Annotated in this window: 22 protein-coding genes and 1 tRNA gene; 12 read left to right on the top strand and 11 right to left on the bottom strand. The window is 44.3% G+C overall.

Annotation, left to right across the window (positions count from 1 at the left end; translation table 11 throughout):
• Position 1: 1 nt before the first annotated feature.
• From JXL83_05790 to eno, 5 genes are read right to left on the bottom strand one after another with little or no spacing between them, the layout of a single operon-like run.
• On the bottom strand, positions 2 to 628 hold the full coding sequence (locus JXL83_05790) for a hypothetical protein (GenBank protein MBN2363623.1): 627 nt from the start codon (positions 626 to 628) through the stop codon (positions 2 to 4).
• Complete coding sequence (locus JXL83_05785; GenBank protein ID MBN2363622.1) at positions 616 to 1,905, bottom strand: HD domain-containing protein; 1,290 nt, start codon at positions 1,903 to 1,905, stop codon at positions 616 to 618. The genes JXL83_05790 and JXL83_05785 overlap by 13 nt, the downstream gene beginning before the upstream one ends.
• A complete protein-coding gene (locus JXL83_05780) occupies positions 1,902 to 2,963 on the bottom strand; it encodes a DUF362 domain-containing protein (protein MBN2363621.1) in 1,062 nt (353 codons plus the stop codon). The genes JXL83_05785 and JXL83_05780 overlap by 4 nt, the downstream gene beginning before the upstream one ends.
• Positions 2,960 to 3,292 carry a hypothetical protein gene (locus JXL83_05775; protein ID MBN2363620.1) on the bottom strand — a complete coding sequence of 111 codons (333 nt, stop codon included), beginning with the start codon at positions 3,290 to 3,292 and terminating at the stop codon, positions 2,960 to 2,962. Before JXL83_05775 ends, JXL83_05780 begins: the two co-directional genes overlap by 4 nt.
• Before the next feature lie 4 nt (positions 3,293 to 3,296).
• Entirely contained in the window at positions 3,297 to 4,571 is a 1,275-nt protein-coding gene (eno, locus tag JXL83_05770; protein MBN2363619.1) for a phosphopyruvate hydratase, read from the bottom strand.
• A gap of 191 nt (positions 4,572 to 4,762) precedes the next feature.
• Between eno and gdhA the strand changes: the two genes are divergently transcribed.
• The gene (gene gdhA, locus JXL83_05765; GenBank protein ID MBN2363618.1) at positions 4,763 to 6,100 is read left to right on the top strand and encodes an NADP-specific glutamate dehydrogenase; all 1,338 of its coding nucleotides are present in this window, start codon (positions 4,763 to 4,765) and stop codon (positions 6,098 to 6,100) included.
• A gap of 55 nt (positions 6,101 to 6,155) precedes the next feature.
• Here gdhA and JXL83_05760 read toward each other — a convergent pair whose 3' ends face one another.
• The gene (locus JXL83_05760; GenBank protein MBN2363617.1) at positions 6,156 to 6,815 is read right to left on the bottom strand and encodes an HAD family hydrolase; all 660 of its coding nucleotides are present in this window, start codon (positions 6,813 to 6,815) and stop codon (positions 6,156 to 6,158) included.
• Positions 6,816 to 6,881: 66 nt separating this feature from the next.
• On the opposite strand from JXL83_05760, the gene JXL83_05755 reads away from it, so the two are divergent.
• From JXL83_05755 to JXL83_05710, 10 genes are all read left to right on the top strand, one after another.
• Positions 6,882 to 7,313, top strand: coding sequence for a YkgJ family cysteine cluster protein (locus JXL83_05755; protein MBN2363616.1), 432 nt, complete (start codon positions 6,882 to 6,884; stop codon positions 7,311 to 7,313).
• Positions 7,310 to 8,305 (top strand): FAD:protein FMN transferase, encoded by a 996-nt coding sequence (locus tag JXL83_05750; protein ID MBN2363615.1) that lies wholly within the window; start codon positions 7,310 to 7,312, stop codon positions 8,303 to 8,305. Before JXL83_05755 ends, JXL83_05750 begins: the two co-directional genes overlap by 4 nt.
• Positions 8,302 to 9,291 carry an AmmeMemoRadiSam system radical SAM enzyme gene (gene amrS / locus JXL83_05745; GenBank protein MBN2363614.1) on the top strand — a complete coding sequence of 330 codons (990 nt, stop codon included), beginning with the start codon at positions 8,302 to 8,304 and terminating at the stop codon, positions 9,289 to 9,291. Before JXL83_05750 ends, amrS begins: the two co-directional genes overlap by 4 nt.
• Positions 9,292 to 9,307: 16 nt before the next feature.
• A complete protein-coding gene (locus JXL83_05740) occupies positions 9,308 to 9,691 on the top strand; it encodes a NusG domain II-containing protein (protein ID MBN2363613.1) in 384 nt (127 codons plus the stop codon).
• Between the two features lie 2 nt (positions 9,692 to 9,693).
• Positions 9,694 to 10,212 carry a Gx transporter family protein gene (locus JXL83_05735; GenBank protein MBN2363612.1) on the top strand — a complete coding sequence of 173 codons (519 nt, stop codon included), beginning with the start codon at positions 9,694 to 9,696 and terminating at the stop codon, positions 10,210 to 10,212.
• Positions 10,213 to 10,214: 2 nt separating this feature from the next.
• Positions 10,215 to 10,291: transfer RNA gene (locus JXL83_05730), tRNA-Ala, on the top strand.
• A gap of 29 nt (positions 10,292 to 10,320) precedes the next feature.
• Positions 10,321 to 11,205: a hypothetical protein gene (locus tag JXL83_05725; protein ID MBN2363611.1), complete on the top strand. Its 885-nt coding sequence runs from the start codon at positions 10,321 to 10,323 to the stop codon at positions 11,203 to 11,205.
• A gap of 45 nt (positions 11,206 to 11,250) precedes the next feature.
• Entirely contained in the window at positions 11,251 to 12,405 is a 1,155-nt protein-coding gene (locus JXL83_05720; protein ID MBN2363610.1) for a tetratricopeptide repeat protein, read from the top strand.
• A gap of 5 nt (positions 12,406 to 12,410) precedes the next feature.
• Positions 12,411 to 12,827, top strand: coding sequence for a hypothetical protein (locus tag JXL83_05715; protein ID MBN2363609.1), 417 nt, complete (start codon positions 12,411 to 12,413; stop codon positions 12,825 to 12,827).
• A gap of 90 nt (positions 12,828 to 12,917) precedes the next feature.
• On the top strand, positions 12,918 to 14,171 hold the full coding sequence (locus JXL83_05710) for a hypothetical protein (protein ID MBN2363608.1): 1,254 nt from the start codon (positions 12,918 to 12,920) through the stop codon (positions 14,169 to 14,171).
• Positions 14,172 to 14,206: 35 nt separating this feature from the next.
• Here the strand turns inward: JXL83_05710 and JXL83_05705 are convergent, their stop codons facing one another.
• The 5 genes from JXL83_05705 to JXL83_05685 form a co-directional block, all read right to left on the bottom strand.
• Positions 14,207 to 14,524, bottom strand: a complete 318-nt coding sequence (locus tag JXL83_05705; GenBank protein MBN2363607.1) for an HPF/RaiA family ribosome-associated protein — start codon at positions 14,522 to 14,524, stop codon at positions 14,207 to 14,209.
• Complete coding sequence (nadB, locus tag JXL83_05700; GenBank protein MBN2363606.1) at positions 14,509 to 16,086, bottom strand: L-aspartate oxidase; 1,578 nt, start codon at positions 16,084 to 16,086, stop codon at positions 14,509 to 14,511. The genes JXL83_05705 and nadB overlap by 16 nt, the downstream gene beginning before the upstream one ends.
• Positions 16,080 to 17,333, bottom strand: a complete 1,254-nt coding sequence (locus JXL83_05695) for a GWxTD domain-containing protein (protein MBN2363605.1) — start codon at positions 17,331 to 17,333, stop codon at positions 16,080 to 16,082. The genes nadB and JXL83_05695 overlap by 7 nt, the downstream gene beginning before the upstream one ends.
• Positions 17,302 to 18,021 (bottom strand): GWxTD domain-containing protein, encoded by a 720-nt coding sequence (locus JXL83_05690; protein MBN2363604.1) that lies wholly within the window; start codon positions 18,019 to 18,021, stop codon positions 17,302 to 17,304. Before JXL83_05690 ends, JXL83_05695 begins: the two co-directional genes overlap by 32 nt.
• A gap of 491 nt (positions 18,022 to 18,512) precedes the next feature.
• A complete protein-coding gene (locus JXL83_05685) occupies positions 18,513 to 19,634 on the bottom strand; it encodes a DegT/DnrJ/EryC1/StrS family aminotransferase (GenBank protein MBN2363603.1) in 1,122 nt (373 codons plus the stop codon).
• Positions 19,635 to 19,695: 61 nt separating this feature from the next.
• Here JXL83_05685 and JXL83_05680 point away from each other — a divergent pair, with 61 nt between their 5' ends.
• Positions 19,696 to 21,141, top strand: coding sequence for an exopolysaccharide biosynthesis polyprenyl glycosylphosphotransferase (locus JXL83_05680; protein MBN2363602.1), 1,446 nt, complete (start codon positions 19,696 to 19,698; stop codon positions 21,139 to 21,141).

The following is a 21,141-nucleotide window of genomic DNA, read 5'->3' as shown; positions in this document are numbered from 1 at the left end:
GTCAGTTCGCGGTAAATCGCCTCATCGCCGCGTTCTGCTCAGCGTTTCCTCTCACCACTCTGAAGCACGTCTTGTAATTGCCATCGTACCCAAGCAAAAGTGCGACCGGATCGCCTGACATCAGTTTTTCAGACGAGTCGCAGGAACCGCCTACGACTACCCTGTAAGACCAGGTGAATTCAGGATGTTCCACGTCGCCCGATCCGTCCGGACGGTAAGGCAAAGATCTTTCGGTTTCAGTCAACTGCCAGTGCAGACCTTTCAGGTCTCTTACACCCGAGATTTTCAGGTCCTCTTCAATTTTTACAAGTTCCAGCCATTCACCGGCTGTAAAAAGCCTGTATCCTTCAGAATCCAGAATCGCCGGGTTTACCGGATTGTTCGATACATCGTACGCGTTCCCGAATCCCTCCAATTCGCTCAAATAATTGCAGAAAGAGGCGGCGTCTACAAAACTGACGTCGAAAATGTTTTCTCCGGAAATATCCTTGTCTTCGAGAGCCGAATCGTCCCTCGTCAAAGATTTGTAGAAAGAGTACTCTCCTATGGTGACAAAGCGCTTTTGCACGAAAAGTTCCCTGTTCCCGGCAAAAGAACATTTGTACATATCTAATTTCAATTCGTCCACAAAGACAGCTGACCTCTCTTCTCGTTCGGCAATTCATTTTTGAGAGACAATTCTTCCGAGCACGCTTCTCCCGCTCTGTCGCCGAGGTTTTCAATATCGGGGGAAATGAAAAGGTATATTTTCCACAAAAGTCTGTGTTTGTGTTTTAGAGCCATTATGTCCGGATTTTCAATGTCGCCGAGTTTTGCGTGCTTATTCTTGCTCACAAGCACGGTTACGTCCGCTTCCTTCAAGTACATGTCCGGCGGAGGGCAGTAAAGAGCAATTTGAGAGGGTCTCACTTTGAGCTTTTTGGCAATTTTGTTTTCCGTTTTTTTCCGCAGGGATTTAGTGTCGTAATAAAGATCCCGGGCTTTTTCGTCCGTTATGTCCCTCGTCTGATGTAAAAAACTCCTCTTGTAAAGCTTCCTGCTGTCGTATAAATCAAGAATTCTCGATGCGTCAGAATTCTTTCTATCCGTTTGCCTGATTTCGATCAGAATCTCATCGTCTCCCGAAGTCATGAACTTTTCCCCGTCAAAACCTGCGGACACGGCTTCTTCTACGGCTTTTGATATCATGACTGAAGAGGCTATTTTCGAATGATGATAGTAAACTCTTTCAGTCATGAAATACCGCGATCTGAGAAGGTTTACAGTTTCAGAAAAAGCGTCGTGTCTGAACATGCCGTCTTTGAAAAGTTCCATCACGAGATTCCCGCCGTCAATGCCGAAATACCTGAAAACGCGTAGATCGTATCCCACTTTTATCCCGCAAAAAAACGAGTCGCGGGCCAGATAATCGAGAAGGTCGGCCGAAACAGCTCCCTTTACTATTTCCGAACGGAAATGTCTGCTGTCGTCAAAAAGCAAATCTCTTACAATTTTGTCAATTCCCTCTCTTCTCAAAGTCTTTCCTATATCTCCGTCTTCCGCTATTTTACTCCACCTTTCCCGGCTGATGTCGTGCCGCGGGAATATTCTTCTTTCGTCTTCCAGCGTGTGTCCGAAAGGGATGTGAGTAATATCATGGAGCAGTGCGGCGGTTCTTACGGTCAAAATATCTTCGTCGCTGAAAACAAATCCTTTTTTTTCTATGCCGGCGATTATAAGGCTCGCGCAATGAAGACATCCGAGACTGTGGTCGAATCTGGTATGAAGAGCCGTCGGGTATACCAGATGAGCGCATCCCAACTGTTTTATTTTTCTCAGGCGCTGAAACTGCCTGGTGTCAATTATTTCAGTTTCGAGCTTTGTGAGTTCGATGTCGCCCCATACGGCGTCCCTGACAATTTTCATTTCAATTCTTCTATAACGTAGGATTTGGTTCCGAGGCCTATTTTTTCAGCATATTCGAGACATTTGAGAAAACAGGTCGAGGGATGAGCGTCATGAAATACATCTCTGCCGGTTTTCTTTGCGACAAGATCGTAACTCGCCGCGTCAATCGCAACCGGATCTGTCGAAAGAAGCCAGCCTATGTCTTCGACCATGGGATCGCCGGCGTCCGCCATGCAGTCACACTCAGGGGTGACGGACAGCAGTCCGTTTATAAAAACGGACGATTTCTCTTTTCCGGAAAGAACCGCTTTTGCGCCCTCGGCAAGTTTTTCGGCGAAATTTTCTGGTTTGACGTTCCAAAGTATTTTTATTACTCCCTCGGGGCAAGACGCAATACATTCTCCGCATCCCACGCATTTTTTCAAATCGAACACCGGACCTGTATCGTCAATCGAAACGGCTGATTCCGGACATGTTTTGACGCATTTGAAACACTTCAGGCAAGTTTTATCTTTTCTTTTTTCCGGAACCACGTCTGCGTGCATCATCTGCTTACCCGCCCTGGAAGCGCCTCCCATCGCGAGATTCTTTACGGCACCGCCGGCTCCGGCCAGTAAATGCCCTTTGAAATGCGAAAAAACAGCCAGACCGCCGGCTTTGTGAATTGCTCCGCCCACAGGAAAACTGCTGAAATGCCTGCCATTCGTTTTAATTCTGACTACGTCCCCCCCGTCAAAGCCGTCGGCTATTATCACCGGCGCACCGAGTTTATCGTGCGAGAATCCATGCTCGTAAGCCAGGTTAAGATGCTGAACCGTCTTGCTTCTTTCGCTTCTGTAAAGGACGTTGGTGTCTGTGACAAAAACATCGCCCGCGCTTTTTTTCACAGACTCAACAACTATAGCGAGAAAAGCCGACGGCAGAAAAGTAGTGTTTCCTCTTTCTCCGAAATGAACCTTCACGGCGACGGCTTCTTTTTTACTAAAGACATTCGGGATTTTTCCGGTTATCAATTTGAGGGCTTTTTCGGGATTTAAACGGCCAATTCCGGCTAAATATACTTTTGCTTTTTTCACTGCGAAATCCCGGTTTCTCCGCTTTCAAGAAAATCATAGACAAGTACGAGGCTTTCGTTTCTCACAATAAAAAACGCCTCGCCTCTTTTGCCCATACCGGAGAGTCTGAAAACTCTCTCCCAATAAGCCGTGTCCCTTTTGAGTCTGACAAGATTGTAACTGAGCACGGCTTTTTTCATTTCGAGCTCGACAAGTCTGTTTTTCAGCGAATCGTTCCTGTGTTTCATTCTTGAAATGTTAACCAAACTCTCGGGTCCCACGAAAACGGTTTTAACCGTTAAAACAACTGCCAGAACGGTTAAAACGGTGAAAAACAAACGTTTTTTCAAAACTCTATTTGAACGCCTTGGCGCCCGGATAATATGATCCGTTGCCGAGTTCTTCCTCTATCGCCATCAGTCTGTTGTATTTTTCCACTCTTTCGCTTCTTGACGGAGCCCCCGTTTTTATCTGGCCTGAGTTCACTGCAACTGCGAGGTCAGCAATCGTCGTGTCCGATGTTTCTCCGCTCCTGTGGCTTATTACTGTCGTCCAGCCGCTGTTTTTAGCCATTTCGATGCACTGGAGAGTTTCCGTCAGAGTCCCGATCTGATTAAGTTTTATAAGAACGGAATTTGCGCAATTCTCCCTGATTCCTCTTTCCAGTATTCCGGGATTGGTGACGAAGATGTCGTCACCCACCAATTGAATTTTATCCCCCGCGGCCTGTCTGAATTTCTTCCAGCCTTCCCAGTCGTCTTCGGCGAGTCCGTCCTCAATTGATATCAAAGGGTACTTTTCCATCCATGACAACCATAACGAAATCATTTCATCGGATGAGAGACTTTTATCTTCTTTTTCAAGCCTGTACGAACCGTTTTTGAATACCTCGGATGCCGCAGGATCCAGAGCTATCGCGACGTCTTCTCCGGGAATGTACCCTGATTTTTCAATGCTCTGCACTATCAGTTCCATAGCCTCTTCGTTTCGTTTGAGAGAAGGCGCCACTCCGCCTTCGTCGCCGAGTCCGACCGAATAACCTTTGTCGAATACTATTTTTACGAGAGTGTGATATGTTTCCGTTACAAACCTTATCGCTTCGGAAAAACACTTTGCTCCGACTGGAGCGAGCATAAATTCCTGAAAATCAACTCCTCCTACCGCGTGTCTGCCTCCGTTTAGGACGTTGCAAAGAGGAACGGGCAAAGTTCTGGCAAAAACTCCGCCTAAATACCTGTAAAGAGGCAGATCGCAATACTCTGAGGCGGCTCTCGCGACAGCCAGTGAAACTGAAAGTATCGCGTTGGCTCCGAGTTTTGACTTGTTTGGCGTGCCGTCAAGCTTTATCAAAGCTTCATCAACTGATGCCTGATCCACTGCGTCCATTCCGATAATTTCCTCAGCTATCTCTTCGTTCACATTTTTAACTGCCGAAAGTACTCCCTTGCCTCCGTATCTCGATTCATTGCCGTCTCTTAGTTCAACAGCTTCGTGAGTGCCCGTTGAAGCGCCTGAAGGCACGCTCGCTACGCCGATTTCTCCCGTTTCGAGCAAGCATTCCGTCTGAACCGTCGGATTGCCTCTTGAATCGAGTATTTCACGTGAGAATATTCCGGTTATCATGCTCATTTAATCCCTCCTGATTATACTAAACGCAAAAAAACATCCGCAGAAACGAAATGTTCCGGCGACGAGGAATAATAACATCATTTTTATATTCGCATAAATACATTTTTCTTGACACTTGTTGAAGCTAAGTATATTTTTCTTTTTTATTCTGATGACCGGAATATATCACAAATCCAAAAGGAGGAAGCCGGATGTCTTACATCTCAGACCTCATGAACGCAGTGGAAAAAAGAAACTCCAACGAACCTGAATTCATACAAGCCGTAAAGGAGGTTCTGGAATCTATCGAGCCCGTCCTTGACAGACATCCGGAATACAAAGATGCCGGTATCGTAGAAAGAATTGTCGAGCCCGAACGACAGATAATATTCAGAGTACCGTGGCAGGACGACACAGGAAAAATAAGAGTAAACAGAGGTTTTCGCGTTGAATTCAATTCGGCGATAGGTCCGTACAAAGGCGGTCTCCGTTTGCATCCATCTGTTTATCTCGGAATCATTAAATTCCTCGGTTTCGAACAGATATTCAAAAACGCCCTGACGGGAATACCCATGGGCGGGGGAAAAGGCGGATCTGATTTCGATCCCAAGGGCAAATCGGAACGCGAAGTAATGAATTTCTGCACAAGCTTCATGACTGAGCTTTTCAGATATCTCGGCGCCAACACAGACGTTCCCGCAGGCGACATAGGAGTCGGCGGCAGAGAGATTGGATATATGTTCGGCACTTTCAAAAAAATAACAAACCGTTTCGAAGGGGTCCTGACAGGCAAAGGATTGACCTGGGGAGGAAGTCTCGCCAGGACACAGGCTACCGGTTACGGATGCGTTTATTTCGTCGAAGAGATGCTCAAGACCAAAGGAGAGACGTACAAAGGCAAAACCGCCGTCGTCTCCGGTTCGGGAAACGTCGCGATATATACGGTTGACAAACTGTATCAGCTCGGAGCCAAGCCGGTAGCCATGAGCGATTCAAACGGATTCATATACGATCCCGACGGCATTAAACTCGACACTGTAAAACAGATAAAAGAAGTCAAGAGAGGAAGAATCAAAGAGTACGTCGATCAGCACAAGAGCGCCAAATACGAAGACAACTGGACCAACATCTGGAAAATTAAATGCGACGTCGCGTTCCCCAGCGCAACTCAGAACGAGATAGATAAAGCGAGCGCGGAAGCCCTCGTGTCTAACGGATGCATGGCGGTCGGTGAAGGCGCAAACATGCCCTCGACTCCAGACGCCGTAAAGGTTTTTATCGACAAGAAAATTCTTTTCGGTCCCGCAAAAGCCGCAAATGCCGGAGGCGTAGCGACTTCAGGTCTGGAGATGAGCCAAAATGCCGCGTTCACATCATGGTCGTTCGACGAAGTAGATCAGAAACTGCACAAGATAATGATAAACATTCACGAAGCGGCGAGAAAAGCTGCCGAAACCTACGGAACCCCCGGCAATTACGTCAACGGAGCCAACATCGCCGGTTTCGAGAAAGTCGCCAAAGCGATGTTCGATCAGGGTATTTTCGGATAGTACAAAGGCTTAAACACCTCAGAGAAAAGAGCGGTTTAAAACCGCTCTTTTTTTTTCAATAAATTCTCAGGATATCAGGTATTTCTTCGAGCGTTTCTTCAACAAAATAATCTATGAAAGCGTGACTTCTCTCGTCTTCTTTCTCTTTATCCGACTTATGTATCAGAACATCTACGGTAATCATACCCGATTTTTTAGCCGCTTCGAGTGCAGTACAGGCATCGTCAATCATCATCGCTCTTTTACCGCCGGCTGTTTTTTCCAGAATAATGGAATAAGTGAGGGGAGAATCTTTGTGCTGACAAAAAAACATCCCGTCGAAGAAATCATTAATTCCGTATTTTTCAAGAACCGGCATAACGAGTTCCTCTTTGTTTGACGTCTGCAGAAAGAGCCTCATTCCATTTTCTTTCAGCTCGAGCAAAGTTTCCTTTGCTCCTTTTATAAGATTAACATCTTCTTCGTAGGGCTTTTTGGCTATATCGAACCATTCTGCGACTATTTCCTCAGGAGTGAGTTTTATACCGAAGTTCTTTTTAAAATACAGAGCCGTGTTTTCAAACGACATGCCCTCAATCCTCGACTTAAGATCTGCGGGCACTTCAATCCCGTGTGCTCCCAAAAACTTCTCGTCTATTGATTCCCAAATCCATATTGTGTCGGCCAGAGTTCCGTCGAAATCAAAAAATATGGCGCTGATTTGTTTTTTTGTCATATAATCTCATAATCTGCTGTATTGTTTTTGCCGAAAAGCATTAATAAGTAAAAGGAAAACCACTTAATGTCAAAGAGTTTTTTTGAAGACGGCATCAGGTTTGAATGTCAGAAATGCGGGGCTTGTTGTGACGTCGAGGGCGGAGCGGTATATCTGACTGACGAGGAGATCACTGCCGTTTCTTTTTTTATGGGTATGCTTGAAGAAAATTTCAGGAAAGAATGTCTCACAAAAGACAATGAAGGACACATGATTATAAATGACGAACATCCGTCAAAATGCAGATTTTTAAAAGGAAACAAATGCATCATATATCCGGTTAGACCCATACAGTGCAGGACTTTCCCTTTTTGGTCCACCCTTCTGAGGGACGAATCCGCTTTTCAAAATCTCACATGTCCGGGAATCGGAAAAGGCGAAACAGTGCCCGCCCATATAATTGAAGAGCTTTTTATGGCACACAGAAATTTTATAGCCAAGATAAGCGGGTTGGCGTGAGAGTAAAAATTTTGTTTTCATTAGCAATTATGATTCCGTCGCTTTCATGCTCCAAAAAAGAAGTTACAATCTTCAGGGAAGAGACGTCTTTTTTTTGCATGGACACTAAAGTGAAAATAATTGTCACAGGACCGGACAGAGACACTCTGGAAAAATGCCTGAAAATCTCCTCTGAAAATCTTTCATATTTCGACTCGCTTTTTGGACCGGAAAACATTTTTCTGACGGATTCCCCTCTCAATCCTTATTCTTTTTACCTGTGGGAAAAATCATGCACCCTGATGGACATAACAGAAGGCGCGTTCGATCCCACTTTAGGAGACGTCATGCGTCTGTGGGGCGATTTTTCAGAGGAAACTTTAACACTGCCAGATTCATCTTTGCTCGAATCCATAATCGGAATCAGAAATACGGCATTTCCGGTTATTGAGAACGGCAGACTGGGTTGTACTCCGTGGAGAACTCCGGATCTAGGCGGAATTGCAAAAGGATTGGCTGTTCAAACGACCGCCGACATTTGCGAATCCCTGGGCGTTTTCGGCGTACTGATTGAAGCCGGAGGAGACATAGCCGTCAGAGGATACCGCGAAGACGGAAAAATATGGAAAATCGGGATTCAGCATCCCCGGAGCCCCGGTGAACTAATTGCAGTAATAAACCTCAACGGAAAATCAGTATGCACTTCCGGGGATTATCAGAGATTCATAATCAAAAACGGCGTCAGGTATCATCACATTCTCGACCCGTCAAATCTTATGCCTTCCCGGGGTATTGTAAGCGCAACCGTAATATGCGAAAAGGCTGAAGAAGCGGACGCGCTATCGACGGCCTTCATGATACTGCCTCCTCAAACCAGCAGAATAATCGCCGATGCAACCGGCGCAGATTTCCTTCTTGCAATAGAAACGGATGAAGGTCTTGAATTCCTGTCGTCTTCGGGCTTTGAAGAATACGTTATAGAGTGGAAAACCGAACACGGGACATTGGATTGAAAACGAAAAAAAAAGCGGAATTTTTCGAAAAACTGGACAGCGGCGCAGTGAAGTGCCTGCTTTGTTTTCACAACTGCGTCATAGAACAGGGTAAAACCGGACTATGCAAAATAAGAGGTAATATTGAAGGAACTCTTTACAACCTTGGTTACGGAAAAACCGTCTCTGTTTCTCTTGACCCGGTAGAAAAGAAACCCCTGTATCATTTCAAACCGGGATCGAACATTCTCTCTATAGCCCCTAACGGATGCAATCTCGACTGCCCTTTCTGTCAGAATCACACCATATCCCAGACCCTGGCCCGGACGGTTTACCTTTCTCCAATGGAGGCCGGCAGAATGTCAAAGCAGAACGGATCCATAGGAATAGCTTACACTTACACGGAACCTCTGGTGTGGTTTGAATATCTTCTCGACGCCGGCAAAGAAGTGAGAGACAACGGCGGCTACAATGTTATAGTCTCGAACGGTGTAATAAATCCGGAACCTTTGAAAGAATTGACTCCTTTGATTGACGGTGCCAACATAGATCTCAAGACATTTTCCAGCGACAAATACAGAAAAATACTCGGAGGCGACCTCGATTCGGTTCTACACACTATAGCCTTTCTCAAAGAAAATTCAGTTCACGTAGAAGTGACGACCCTTGTCGTAACAGGTTTTAATGACACGACAGACGAAATAGCAAAAGCGGCGGAATTTCTGGCTTCGCTGGACGACGAGATCCCCTATCACATATCCAAATATTTTCCTAATTACAAGTATACAACTCCTCCGACCGATGAAGAGGACATGATGAGATTTTACGAAGAAGCAAAAAAACGCCTGAAATTCGTTTTCTTCGGAAACGTAGGAAAAAAAATGAATTCTTACTGTCCGGACTGCGGCAACCTCTGGATTGAAAGATATCTTTTCGACTCTTCGATAAAAGGTATAACAGACGGCAAGTGCTCAAAATGCGGTAGAAAAACGGGATTTCTCATCTGACACACATCCCGACGACATGAAAAAAATCTTCAAATTGTACCCGTATCCCGCCGATTACATAATTTTTACCTTTTTTTTAGCATTGTCGGTACTTTTCCTTGTTTTGAAATTCAAACCTTCGGAGCCCGCTTTTTACGCTGTTGTTGAAACAGCCTCCGGCGAAAGGCACGTACTCAGTATGTCAACTGACACTGTTTTGAGCGTGAAAGGTGATATCGGCATGACAGTAATCGAAATCAAATCAGGCAAAGCGAGAATACTTTCCTCACCATGCCGTAACAAAATATGCGAAAAACGCGGATGGATAAAAAGAACGTGGGAATCCTCGGCGTGCCTGCCTAACGGAGTCTGGCTCTCCATATCCGGACAAAAACCGGACATTGACGCAACTACATACTGACCGTGAAAATAAAACTCGACAAAATAATTGAACTATCGGTTTTTTCGACAATAGCAATCGCTCTTCACGTTATGGAGAGTTTTTTGAACCCGACTTTTTTCAGGATCGGCTTCGGAAATGCCGTCATTCTATACCTTATCCTGAAAGGAAATCTCTCATCGGCTTTTTTTACTGTCTTGCTGAAAATCGCCGCTTCCGGGATTATTTCCGGTTCAATGCTGACTCCGGTTTTTTTGGCCGTCTGTGTGGCTTCGCTGTCGAGTTTCGCCGTTATGTGTTTTTTTGTAAAAATACCGGGGTCAGGTCCCGTTGGCGCGAGTGTGGCGGCAAGCTGTCTTCACAACGTGATTGTTTTGTTTTTTGCCGACATAATAGTCGGGGGGATCATGTCTTCCCTGTTCCCTTTCGTGTTTGCATTCAGTGTTTTAACCGGATTGATAACCGGAACAGTATCGCACATTCTGTCAAAAACTTTAAAAAACCTTGACACAAAGCCGGATGCATATAAAATAACTTTTTAAGTGGGGCTGTGGCGCAGTTGGCTAGCGCGATTGACTGGCAGTCAATAGGCCACGGGTTCGAATCCCGTCAGCTCCACCAAAAATATTTGATATTAATATGGAGGTAGCATGAAGAAATGTCTTATATGCTGTTTTTCGGTTGTACTCCTTTTGAGTTCCTTTTCTTGCGTAACTGAATCCGAAGCCGACGCCTCAGGAAAGATCAAAAGAGCTGAACTCGCTTTGAAAAACCTCAGACAGACAATGGACAAATTCTATCAGGTAAGAGGTCATTACCCTTTCCTGTCGGAAAATCTCACGTCTGCGACATACGACGCCCGCCTGACAGTTAATGACAGCGGAATTTACGTCATCTGCGAAAACAGAAGCGTATATTTGTCCTACATCAAGGACACTCTTGTTTTCAACGAATCAAGCGACAGCATCCTGTTTAAAAACAAAGAATTCCTGCTGAGAAGATGGGTATATTACCTGAGGACATCCGACAGGCATCTCATTATTGACACTCTGGACGCCTCCCTTTCTTTCGTTGAAACAGAAGACCTTTCGGCAATTCTCCGCGTCAAGGACACAAGTTTCCTGATAGCACTTCGTGACGGAGGAACAGACCGCCCCTTTCACATATACGATATTACCCCGGATAACCTTCTCGCAGTCAAAGACAGCGGAATCATAGCTTTTGTTCCGGGTGATTACGACCTGACTTTCACTTCATACTCTTACGAAGAAAAAGAAGGAGATAACAGCCTTTGGCTTTTTGACACTTTAGCCGTGATAGAAGACACTGCCGTTTTAAATGAAATAAAAGACGCGATTTCTCTCGAAGGCTTCAGTTATATAACTTCAGATCCTTACAGAAAATATTTCATATCAGCGCACTCTCCTGACCGCAACAGGACTCCGGTAACGACAAGAAAAATTGCCAAGTCTTCCTATGATTATTCCCCCGAAAATATTCAGGCGACAGACCCTTCAATATTTCGCGGAATATAAATGAAATCAACAAATCATTCCAAGCCAAGGAGATTCGGAGGAATAATGGTGAAAATATTCAAAAAATCTGGCTTTCTGCCGCTGTTTTTGTTTTTCGTGATAACGTGCCAGACAACAGGACAGGTTCTCAATGGTTCTGAAGGCTCTTTATCAGACGATGAATACGGATGTAAAAAATTCTACAATCTCGCAATAAATTACCAGCGCAGCAGATTGTGGACCGAAGCCATAGAATTTTACGAAAAAGCGATTTCATGCTCAACTGACTACACAGAAGCTTACGTCGGTCTCGGCAACCTCTATGAAGAACTCGATTCAATGGACGCGGCAAATTCGATTTGGCAGACGATGATGAGCGAGTTCCCCGATAAAATTGAAACTTACATTGAATACGCATCATATCTTTCCAAAAATGAGAACTTCGAGGAATCGGAGAACATGTACAAAAGAGCTTACACGATAGACTCGACAAATTCGACAGCCATTCTCGGATTGGCTGATATTTTGACCAAACAAGACAAATTTTCCGAAGCACTGCCGTACCTCGAAACCGCTCTCGGTTTCACCGACGACCCGGCTATTGTAATAGCCCTCAAACAGAGAATGGCTAAATGTTACGTCGGAACCGGCTGTCCCGAAAACGCGGCAAGCCTTCTCGAAGAGATACTCATCGCCTATCCCGACAGAATCGAAATACACGCATGGTTAGCCGACGCCTATAAAGGAATGCATGAATACGGCAAAGCGATCGAACACATGGAGATTCTTATACAGTCCGATTCTTCTCTTCAAAGGCTGATGGAATTCGGTTCTCTCCTCGCCGTCGCCGGAAGAACCAGCGAAGCCATCTCCCGCTTCAGGGAAGCCATAAGCAAAGGAGGAGGTCTTTCAGCCTACAAACAAGTAATAGGCCTACTCAACAATTCCGGTCAGACCTCTCTCGCGATGCAGTTCGCACAGGAAGCTTTGTCCTCGTATTCTACTGACAGCTATCTCAACGTTTTGGTCGGCACAAAGTATCAAGCCGCCGCCGTAGAGGCTTGGAACAATCAGGATTGGGACGACTGCATAGCCAATTGCGACGTAGCCATCGGATATTTCACAAACGCCACTTCAGGTTCTTACGTAACACAAGCTCAGCAGAAACTCGCCAACGTTCAGCAGTTGCGGGAAGCTGCGAGACTTAAAAAGATTTACTGATTATTATGAAAAACACGTCAAAGAATTTCAAAAGCGGATATTCAAAAAAATGGATTCTGCTCACATTTTTAATATTAATAATACTCGGTTACATTGGTTTTCAATTCATCGGAATTCCCATCCGTCAATATGAGATCAGAAAGAAAGCCGACGAAAAGATCAAATACGACGACAATGATGTCATCAAAACAAAATTGGTTCAGTTCATGAAAGAGAAAGGTATAACCGTATCTCCCGACAGCATAATCATAAGACGCAGAGGAAGCGGCGAGATTGGCGACAGCGTAGCCATCAGATTCAGCTACAAAGACAGTTGCAGGCTCTTGGGAGACGCGCTTGATATTCCTTTCAACAAGTATTTCGTATTCAACCACGAGATAGAATTAAAAAATGTAAGACAAGATGCTCCTTTACGTAACTAACTTGTTTTTTTTTCTTGTTGCGCCTTCGTAAATATTGAGATCGAAGGCGCTTTTTCTTTTCCAGACAGCCTCATCTCGCAAATATCGGCAATGGAGGACGTAGAGACAGCCGCCGGAAAAATACTCTCGTTTTATCTTTTGTCCGGCAAGCCATACGCCTCGGTGAAAGTGGATGAAATCGCCTTCGAAGAAGGAGGCGTTTCAGTTATTTTTTCAGTCGACGAAGGGCCTTACGTCACAGTGAGGGAAGTTGTCTTTGCAGGCAGTCATTCGACTTCCGAAAACTTTCTTCTGCTCGAAACCGGTCTTCCAAAAACAGAATTCCTCTTCGATTCAGAAAAAATTCTTGAAGCCGTCGAAAAATTGGATGGGCTGGGGTATGTCGTAACAGACGGAATACCCTATCTTGAATCACGAGGAAGGATTGAGTATGCTTCTCTGGTCATCCCCCTAAAAATGAGGCGATCGAACTCCGTTTCGGGATCATTTTTTTATCTCGCGGAAACTGAAACAACCGGAGGAAAGATCTACGCTCTCATAAAAAATATTGCAGGCAGGGGACACAGCCTTTCAGTAAACTGGGAAAAACCTGACGAGAAAAAAACACTATGGTCATTCACCCTTAAAACGTACTGGCTTTTTTCAAAACCAATAGATGCCGATATATATATGTCTGTCAGAAGAGAGGAGTTTTCAGACAGGCTCTCGGGCCAGGCGAAGTTCACTTACAACCTCGGCAGTTTCGGCCTCTTCACGGGCGCAGAATATGTTGAATTTTCTTCGACCGCCTACCGTTATGAAACATACAGGAACGTATCCGGAGCTTTTTTTGACCGCATAGATTACCCCAGGAACCCTGTATACGGATTCGCGGCGCTTTTAGAAATAAAAAACGGCAGATTACATTCACAAAACAGAAATTATTACGATTTTACCTGTCTTTTTTCAGCAGAACTTTTCCTTCCCCGAAAGCCTTTTACTTTCCGTGTATTTTCTGAAACTCAAGCGGTTTTGACCGACGCCGACATCCTTGATTTGAGAATACTGTACGGAGGCGAAAAAGGGCCGAGGGGCTTTTTAAAAGAGAGTATTTCAGCAGGTAAAGGATCACTTCTAATACTCGAACCCCGTTTCATCACAGGCAAGAACGGTCATTTATTCGCTTTTTTCGACTGTCTTATCTTCGAAAACATTCAGGAAAAGATAAAAAACGAAAACAGCTTCGGAGCAGGATTTTCCGCCGGAACCGGAGATGCTTCACTAAAATTATACGTAGCCGGAAACCCGCACATAAAAAATTACAGAGACGCGATTTTTTACGCCGACGTGATCTACGAATTTTAATTCCGGAGCCGGAGCTTCGGAGCATTTAAAATATTTTAGACTTCTTTTTCCTTATGCCTTCTCGAAGTGTATTTGCCGTATTCCTTTTTCATCTGAACCTGCATCTTGCTTACTGCAGAATTAAAACTTTCTTTCAAAGATTTTGTTTTTGCTTTTGAATAAAAATCTTTTCCTCTCGAATGCAGTGACAATTCCGCGACTGTGTCTACGCCGCTTTTATCTACGACTAATTTAACATTATGAATTTCCTCCGCGAACTGGCTTAGTTTGTCGATCTTCAAATCCATTTTGTCTTTTATCTTAGCGTATTCGGTTTTGAGTTCTTCGTTCCTAATCGTTACGGAGACATCCATTTTTCCTCCTTTCTGATTGACAACTCTGTGTCGCGAGAAAAAATTTCTCTCGCATTCGGCCAATCTTTTCTGTAATGCAAGCCTCTTGATTCCTTTCTCAAAGAAGCTGAGTATGCTATCAGCTCAGAAACGATAAACATATTTGTAAGTTCGGCCCCACCCACTGTAAAAACCGAATCTTCAGGTTTAAGAGTTGATTTTATCGCGTTCAGTTCTGCGAGAGCTTCGTCAAGTTTTTCCTGTCGACGGACAATGCCGCAGTTTTCCCACATTATTTTCTGAAGTTTGGTTTTTACTGCTTCAGCCTCCTTATCGCCCAATGAACAGGTTAAATTCATTACCGGACCGGATTCGGGTTCCTTAACGCTGTTGTTTCCATTAAGCAGCTGTTTGGCCGCCCTGTTTGAAAAAACGAGCGCTTCGAGAAGTGAATTCGATGCCAGTCGGTTCGCACCGTGAACGCCTGAATAAGCCGCCTCACCTGACGCGAACAGGGCCGGAATATCCGTTCTGCCGTCCAGGTCAATTTTTATTCCTCCACAGACATAATGAGCCGCCGGTACGACGGGTATAACTTTTTTTGACAGGTCCACATTCCTTTTAATGCATTCATAGTTAATGAGAGGAAATTTGGATTTAAAACGTTCTCCGGGGATATTCGAAAAGTCGAGCAAGACGTGTTTATCTCCGGTTTCAAACATGTGCGCTTGAATTGCTCTGGCGACAACATCTCTTGGAGCCAGGGATCCGAGTTTGTGAACATTTTTCATTATCTCATCGCCGGATATGGACTTGATAACTGCTCCTTCACCTCTCACGGCCTCGGATATAAGAAAAGATTTCATGTCGTCCGGTCTGTTTTCTTCGTAAAGGCTTGTGGGGTGAAACTGAATGAATTCCATGTTGCATATCGTTGCTCCCGCCCTGAAAGCCATGGCGATGCCGTCTCCTGTCGCTATTTTCGGATTAGTAGTGAACTCAAACACCTGTCCGATGCCGCCCGAAGCCATCATGACGGCGCACGCTCTTTCATCCTTCAGTCTTTTTCCCTCATTATCGAGGACCTTTACCCCTCTGCATATTCCCTCTTCGATAATAAGGTCGAAAACCATCGTTTTTTCCCTGAGTTCGATGTGTTCGTCGCTTTTTACAAGCGAGATCAGCGTTTTTTCTATTGCGTTCCCGGTACTGTCTTTCGCGTGCCAGATCCTTCTTCTCGAATGCCCTCCTTCCAGCCAGAGGTCCGGAGATCCGTCGGTCTGGGAAAATTCCACGCCAAGTGAAAACAGTTTTCTGACAAGGCCAGGTCCTTCTTCGACCATGATTTTGAGCGCATCTTCACGGCACAAGCCTTCCCCGACTCTCACCGTGTCTTCGAAATGGATGTCAAAAGCGTCGTCTTTGCCGTGGACAGCAGCAATACCGCCTTGGGCGTAATTTGTATTTGCGTCAATGCCCTCTTTTTTTGTCAGAATGAGGACGTCATATTTTCTGCTGATTTCGAGCGCAAAATAGAGTCCGGCGAGTCCAGAGCCGACAACTATTATTTTTTCTCTCACCAAACATCTCCGAGATTCTCACTCGTATACCTTTCCCAGTTAGGATGGTTGGTTTCGTTGGGATCATTGGAATAGATCAGCTCATAAAGCCCGTGGCCTGAAATGTCTGCAAAAATGTATTTCCATCCGTACCTCCAATAAACCCAGATTTCATTCGGCACGTAATGGTCGTCCGCCGGTACGATTATCCTTTCTTCCGGTCCTCCGTTTTTTATGTAAATTCTGCCTCTGTCCGATTCGTAGCCGGCTTCAAAACCGCTCGAAAAATGATTGTCTACATAGTCCATTCTCTCTGCAAACAACTCGAGGTCTTCATTAATCGGCGTCATGGGGTTTGGATCTCTTGAAATCCAGAACACTTGCGCAAAATTCTTTTTACCTTCCGCATCGAGCGATTCAAACACTTGAAGCTGTCTGACATTGAGCAAAGCTTCAATCTGAAAGTAGTATTCCTTGGCCACATCAGACATTTCCATTTCACCGATTTCAAGTGTTGTCTCAATAGGTTCCCAAATGACAGTAAATCTTTCCGTCCTTTCAAATCCGCCGGAATTGATTTTAAAAGTGTACTCTCCGTCCTTAAAATCTCCCACGGGAACATTTATCACCTTTCCGACATAAGCGTCTGATTCGACTGCGTTTATAAATGAAGTGTATTTCCATATTTGATTCCCGTCTGAGTCGGATACTGACGAAACAACGCTGACAGAATCGCTGGATTCATCGGGATAAACTTCATAATAAACGATGAGTTTGGGATTGATTAAAGTCATCTCTCTGTCGAACAGAGGATATATCAAAAGACCGTTTTTTATCAGTGCGCCGGTATCGGATGAAGCTGAGACGCTGTTTGAAAACAGAATATCCGACAGTACGGCGTTTTCTTCCAAAGGTGACGCGCGGAAAGAAATCCGTCCTTCTTTACTGCCAAAAGGTTCTGTCAAAGTGATTTTCACTGTGTAAGTTTCCGACAAGTCGAAGGAAAAATTGTCAATTGCGGAATATTTTGATTCAGTCGTGGGAATGTCCATAGGCCATGATGTTGAAAGTCTTACGCTGTCTTTGCTGTCAATCACTTCGAAATCGAGATTTACTGAGTTGAACGCAGGATTTGACGGAACGTTTATGTACATTTCAAGCCAAGTCGCACCTTTGTTGTCGAGATATCTTGATGTAGAAAGATAAAATCTTATGTCGCCCTCGGATACAAGTAAACTGCTAATTATAGTCAAAATAACTGCGCCAAACATCGAGCCACCCCCTGGGTTCTGTTAGTTTATAATTTCCAATTAAATGCTCGTCTACGAAAGTAAATTTCATTCCTCTCGAATAATAATACCATATCTGAAAGGGCCGGCTTTCAAGGGCAAATGAATAATCTTCAATCTCGTCAGGCAATCCGAGCAGGACGTAAATTTTCCCTCTGTCCGTTTTCCATCCTTTTCCGCCTTCGACAAATCTTTCGTCGGCGTATTCGATTCTCCTGTAATAAGTCTCCATGACTTCGTTTCTTTCGGTGGACGGTGTCGGATCATGCCCGTTCCAGAAATCTATCAGAAAACTCATTTTCGCCTCTATGTTTCTGGATCTAATTCTTCTAAATTCATCAGGCGGCAGGGCAAAGACCATTTCTTCAACCAATTTTTCCGTTCTCACGGAGTCAGTATGTATCCTGTCTATCACCCTCAAAGTTCTCGAGGAGGTGTCCTCGTCGTTATAAAGTGAAATTACATAAAATCCGGTGTCGGCAGGGATTCTCATACTGCATTTAAAAACATCTATACCTTGAAATTCAACCTGTTCTGCCTCGTATGTTTCGACGGTGAATCCGTTTTTTTTCAACGAGAAAGAACACGGTAAAAATGTCGAAGAGCCGTAAACCGTCACTTCTTCTCCGATTCCGAGCAAATCTCCGAAAATCACTGTGTCGTTTTTCATGAGAATCAACTCGCCTACACTGCGGACGGGTTTGTCGAGATTCACAAAATACTGCATTCTCGCGGAAGAATTGATGTCGGACAAAGTTATTCCGATTTTCCCTTTGGTGAAATCATTTACATAGAATGAGAAAACGTATTCATCTGTCACTGAACGCATAAGTGTTTTCAAGTAATCCTGCAGAGTCCATCCTCTCCTGGTGATTTCTCCATGGATCACTTCTCCTTTTTCGTCGAATACTTCGACGACAAGTCTGTATGTCGATCTGTAAATGGAATCTTCTCTTGTAAAAATCAAATCGTTTGCGCTTACCCGGAAAAAAGTGATGAATGAAAGTTTATCCCGCGTGGGTTCTCTGTAAATCTGGAAACCTGAAGAGTTTAGATCAAGAGAAATCAATGTAAAGAACAAAAAGTAAATTGCTAAATATCTCACAAATGTATTTTACCTCAAAATCAAAAAGTTTATAACAAAAATATTAGCACAGAATTTCACAATCCGTTTTTGGAACAGAACTTTTCAATTTCGTCGCAAACACGGTGTATGTCGTTGTCACTCAGTTCAGGATAAATCGGCAGGGAAAGAATTTTTTTCGCCGCATTTTCAGCTACGGGAAAATCGCCTTCATTGTACCCAAGATGTTTGTATGCTTTCAACAGGTGCAAGGCCGACGGATAATGAATTCCCGTGGATATTCCTTTTTCTGCAAGTTCTCCGGCGAGTTCGTCCCTCTTTGAGTGTTGTATGACGAAAAGGTGGTAAACCGGTAAATCTCCATCCCTCATCGATTGAGTCCACACTCCGATAGGGTCAAGTCTCTTTTTATAGGTTTGAGCCGCACGTCTTCTTTGTTCGTTCCATTTATCGAGATATCCGAGCTTAACGTTCAGTATAGCCGCCTGCATCCCGTCGAGTCTTTCGTTGAATCCCTCGATCGAATGATTGTATTTGCCTTCCCTGCCGTGGTTGCACAGGCTTCTTATGAATGATTCGGCGGAATCAGAGTTCGTGACCACAGCTCCGGCGTCTCCGTAAGCGCCAAGGTTCTTTCCGGGATAAAAACTGAAACATGCCGATTCCCCTGATTGACCCGACTTGTATTCTTTACCGCCGGCGACAATTTTAGCGCCGTGACTTTGACAACAATCCCAAATTAACTTCAGGCCGTTGTCCGAAGCGAATCCGGTCAACTCGTCAGGCGCGACCATTTTTCCGTACAGATCAACAGGTATTACGCCCTTTAATTTTTTCTTCGTATCTATCTTTTCTACATCGATGAGCAGATCGTCTTTTCTGACATCAGTGAAAATTACATCCGCCCCAGACCACGTCACGGATTCGGAAGTCGCAACGAAAGTCATTGCGGGAACGACGACTTTGTCGCCTTTACCGATACCCGCGCTTTTCAGAGCCATAAAAAGAGCCGCCGTTCCGTTAGCAGTTCCTGTCGCGTATTTTCTATTCGTGTAAACAGCAAAATTATTTTCGAAATCTTCCACATATTTACCGCCGACAAATGCCGTATCTTTTATGACGGAATAAACCGCGTCGTCAATTTCTTCTTTTATACTGTCGTATTGAGTTTTCAAATCGAGAAAAGGTATTTTTTTCATTTTTCCTCCGGTGATATAATAAACGAATAATAATTTAACACTTGCGGGAAATTTAAACAACATGCTTAGACAAAGAGCCGTTTGGTACAAATACAATCTTTTGATACTTGACCTTCTCGTTCTCAATCTGTCTTTCGTGACGGCTCAAATGATAAGATTTTCCAAATTTTACCAGCCTCATTCCTATTTTTTGGGAAATGTCCGTATTTCAGTCAGCATTGCGGTCTTCGCCTGTTTTTCGACGCTTGCCATTTTCGTATTTCATCTTTTCGGTCTTTACAAAATACAAGTTTTGACCAGCCGTTTTGAGCACATAGTCAATCTCATAAAAGCCCTGCTCGTTTCTTCTATATTTTATTCTTTCCTGAATTACATAACCAAATTAAACTACCATTTCACTGACAGCAGACTGGTGCTGATATTCTGGCCTCTGATATCGCTCGCGTTATTCCTGCTTGTCAGAGTTGTTTTGTATCCTTTTTTTCATAGATTTATGTCCAAAGCGCCGTTCAACATGAGAAGGCTCCTCATAGTAGGCGACACTGAAATCGCCGTGGAATGCATGAATGAACTTAAAAAAAACAAAGAATACGGATGCGAAGTAGTGGCTGCTCTTTCACTTGACGGCAGACAGGGACCAGACGATACGATTGAGGGCTACACGCTCGAAAAAGCAGCCGACATAATAGACAAATTCTCTCCGACCGACCTGTTTGTCGCCGTGAGGAATACTTCGACAAAAACCGCAATTTCAGTTATATCGAACCTTTATCCCTGTATCAAAAATGTTGAATTCACTTCATATCAATACGATCGCCTTGCCGACCTTATAAACACAGACAGATACGGCAGCAACCCTGTTTTTTCGCTTGGTGAATCGCCTTATTTTTTCTGGTATAAATTTTTCAAAAGGACCGCCGACTTCATATTATCTCTCATGTTCATCCTGTCGACGCTTCCTCTGCTTTTGATCGTCATCTCTCTTATAAAGCTTTCATCGAAAGGGCCGGGAATTATAACCCAGCCGCGGGTAGGAAAAGACGGAAAAATTTTCAATTTCTACAAATTCAGAACTATGAGGATGGCTGAAGACGGCGAAATAAAAAAAAGGGACAACGCGTACATAGAATCCATCGCGAACGAAAACACCGTCGTGAAAAAAATAGTCGACAAGAAAAGGGTGACCTGGATAGGAAAAATCCTCAGAGCCACGGCCCTCGACGAGACACCGCAGTTTTTCAACGTCCTGAAAAACGACATGAGCCTCGTCGGTCCGAGACCCTGCCTGGTTGCCGAATACGAAGCGTACAATGACTGGCACAAGAAAAGGTATTCAATAAAACCGGGGTGTACTGGGATATGGCAAGTTCTGAAATCAAGAGGCTTGAGTTTCTCTGACACCATCTTACTAGACCTCATATACTCGAACAGCGTCAGCCCCTGGTTGGATCTTCAACTGGTTTTAAACACTGTCTTCATAATGATTTCAGGTTCCGCAGATAAATGA

The organism is candidate division WOR-3 bacterium, from assembly GCA_016934535.1.
In the GTDB taxonomy this organism is placed as follows: Bacteria; SDB-A; SDB-A; order SDB-A; family SDB-A; genus JAFGIG01.
This window is presented reverse-complemented; position numbering and strand designations above follow the sequence as displayed.

Coding starts and splice junctions, on each gene's coding strand:
- JXL83_05785 (MBN2363622.1), bottom strand. CDS start 1,905: ATGAAAATTGTCAGGGACGCCGTATGGGGCGACATCGAACTCACAAAG.
- eno (MBN2363619.1), bottom strand. CDS start 4,571: ATGAGCATGATAACCGGAATATTCTCACGTGAAATACTCGATTCAAGA.
- gdhA (MBN2363618.1), top strand. CDS start 4,763: ATGTCTTACATCTCAGACCTCATGAACGCAGTGGAAAAAAGAAACTCC.
- JXL83_05760 (MBN2363617.1), bottom strand. CDS start 6,815: ATGACAAAAAAACAAATCAGCGCCATATTTTTTGATTTCGACGGAACT.
- JXL83_05755 (MBN2363616.1), top strand. CDS start 6,882: ATGTCAAAGAGTTTTTTTGAAGACGGCATCAGGTTTGAATGTCAGAAA.
- JXL83_05740 (MBN2363613.1), top strand. CDS start 9,308: ATGAAAAAAATCTTCAAATTGTACCCGTATCCCGCCGATTACATAATT.
- JXL83_05725 (MBN2363611.1), top strand. CDS start 10,321: ATGAAGAAATGTCTTATATGCTGTTTTTCGGTTGTACTCCTTTTGAGT.
- JXL83_05720 (MBN2363610.1), top strand. CDS start 11,251: ATGGTGAAAATATTCAAAAAATCTGGCTTTCTGCCGCTGTTTTTGTTT.
- JXL83_05715 (MBN2363609.1), top strand. CDS start 12,411: ATGAAAAACACGTCAAAGAATTTCAAAAGCGGATATTCAAAAAAATGG.
- JXL83_05710 (MBN2363608.1), top strand. CDS start 12,918: ATGGAGGACGTAGAGACAGCCGCCGGAAAAATACTCTCGTTTTATCTT.
- JXL83_05705 (MBN2363607.1), bottom strand. CDS start 14,524: ATGGATGTCTCCGTAACGATTAGGAACGAAGAACTCAAAACCGAATAC.
- JXL83_05695 (MBN2363605.1), bottom strand. CDS start 17,333: ATGTTTGGCGCAGTTATTTTGACTATAATTAGCAGTTTACTTGTATCC.
- JXL83_05690 (MBN2363604.1), bottom strand. CDS start 18,021: ATGAAAAACGACACAGTGATTTTCGGAGATTTGCTCGGAATCGGAGAA.
- JXL83_05685 (MBN2363603.1), bottom strand. CDS start 19,634: ATGAAAAAAATACCTTTTCTCGATTTGAAAACTCAATACGACAGTATA.
- JXL83_05680 (MBN2363602.1), top strand. CDS start 19,696: ATGCTTAGACAAAGAGCCGTTTGGTACAAATACAATCTTTTGATACTT.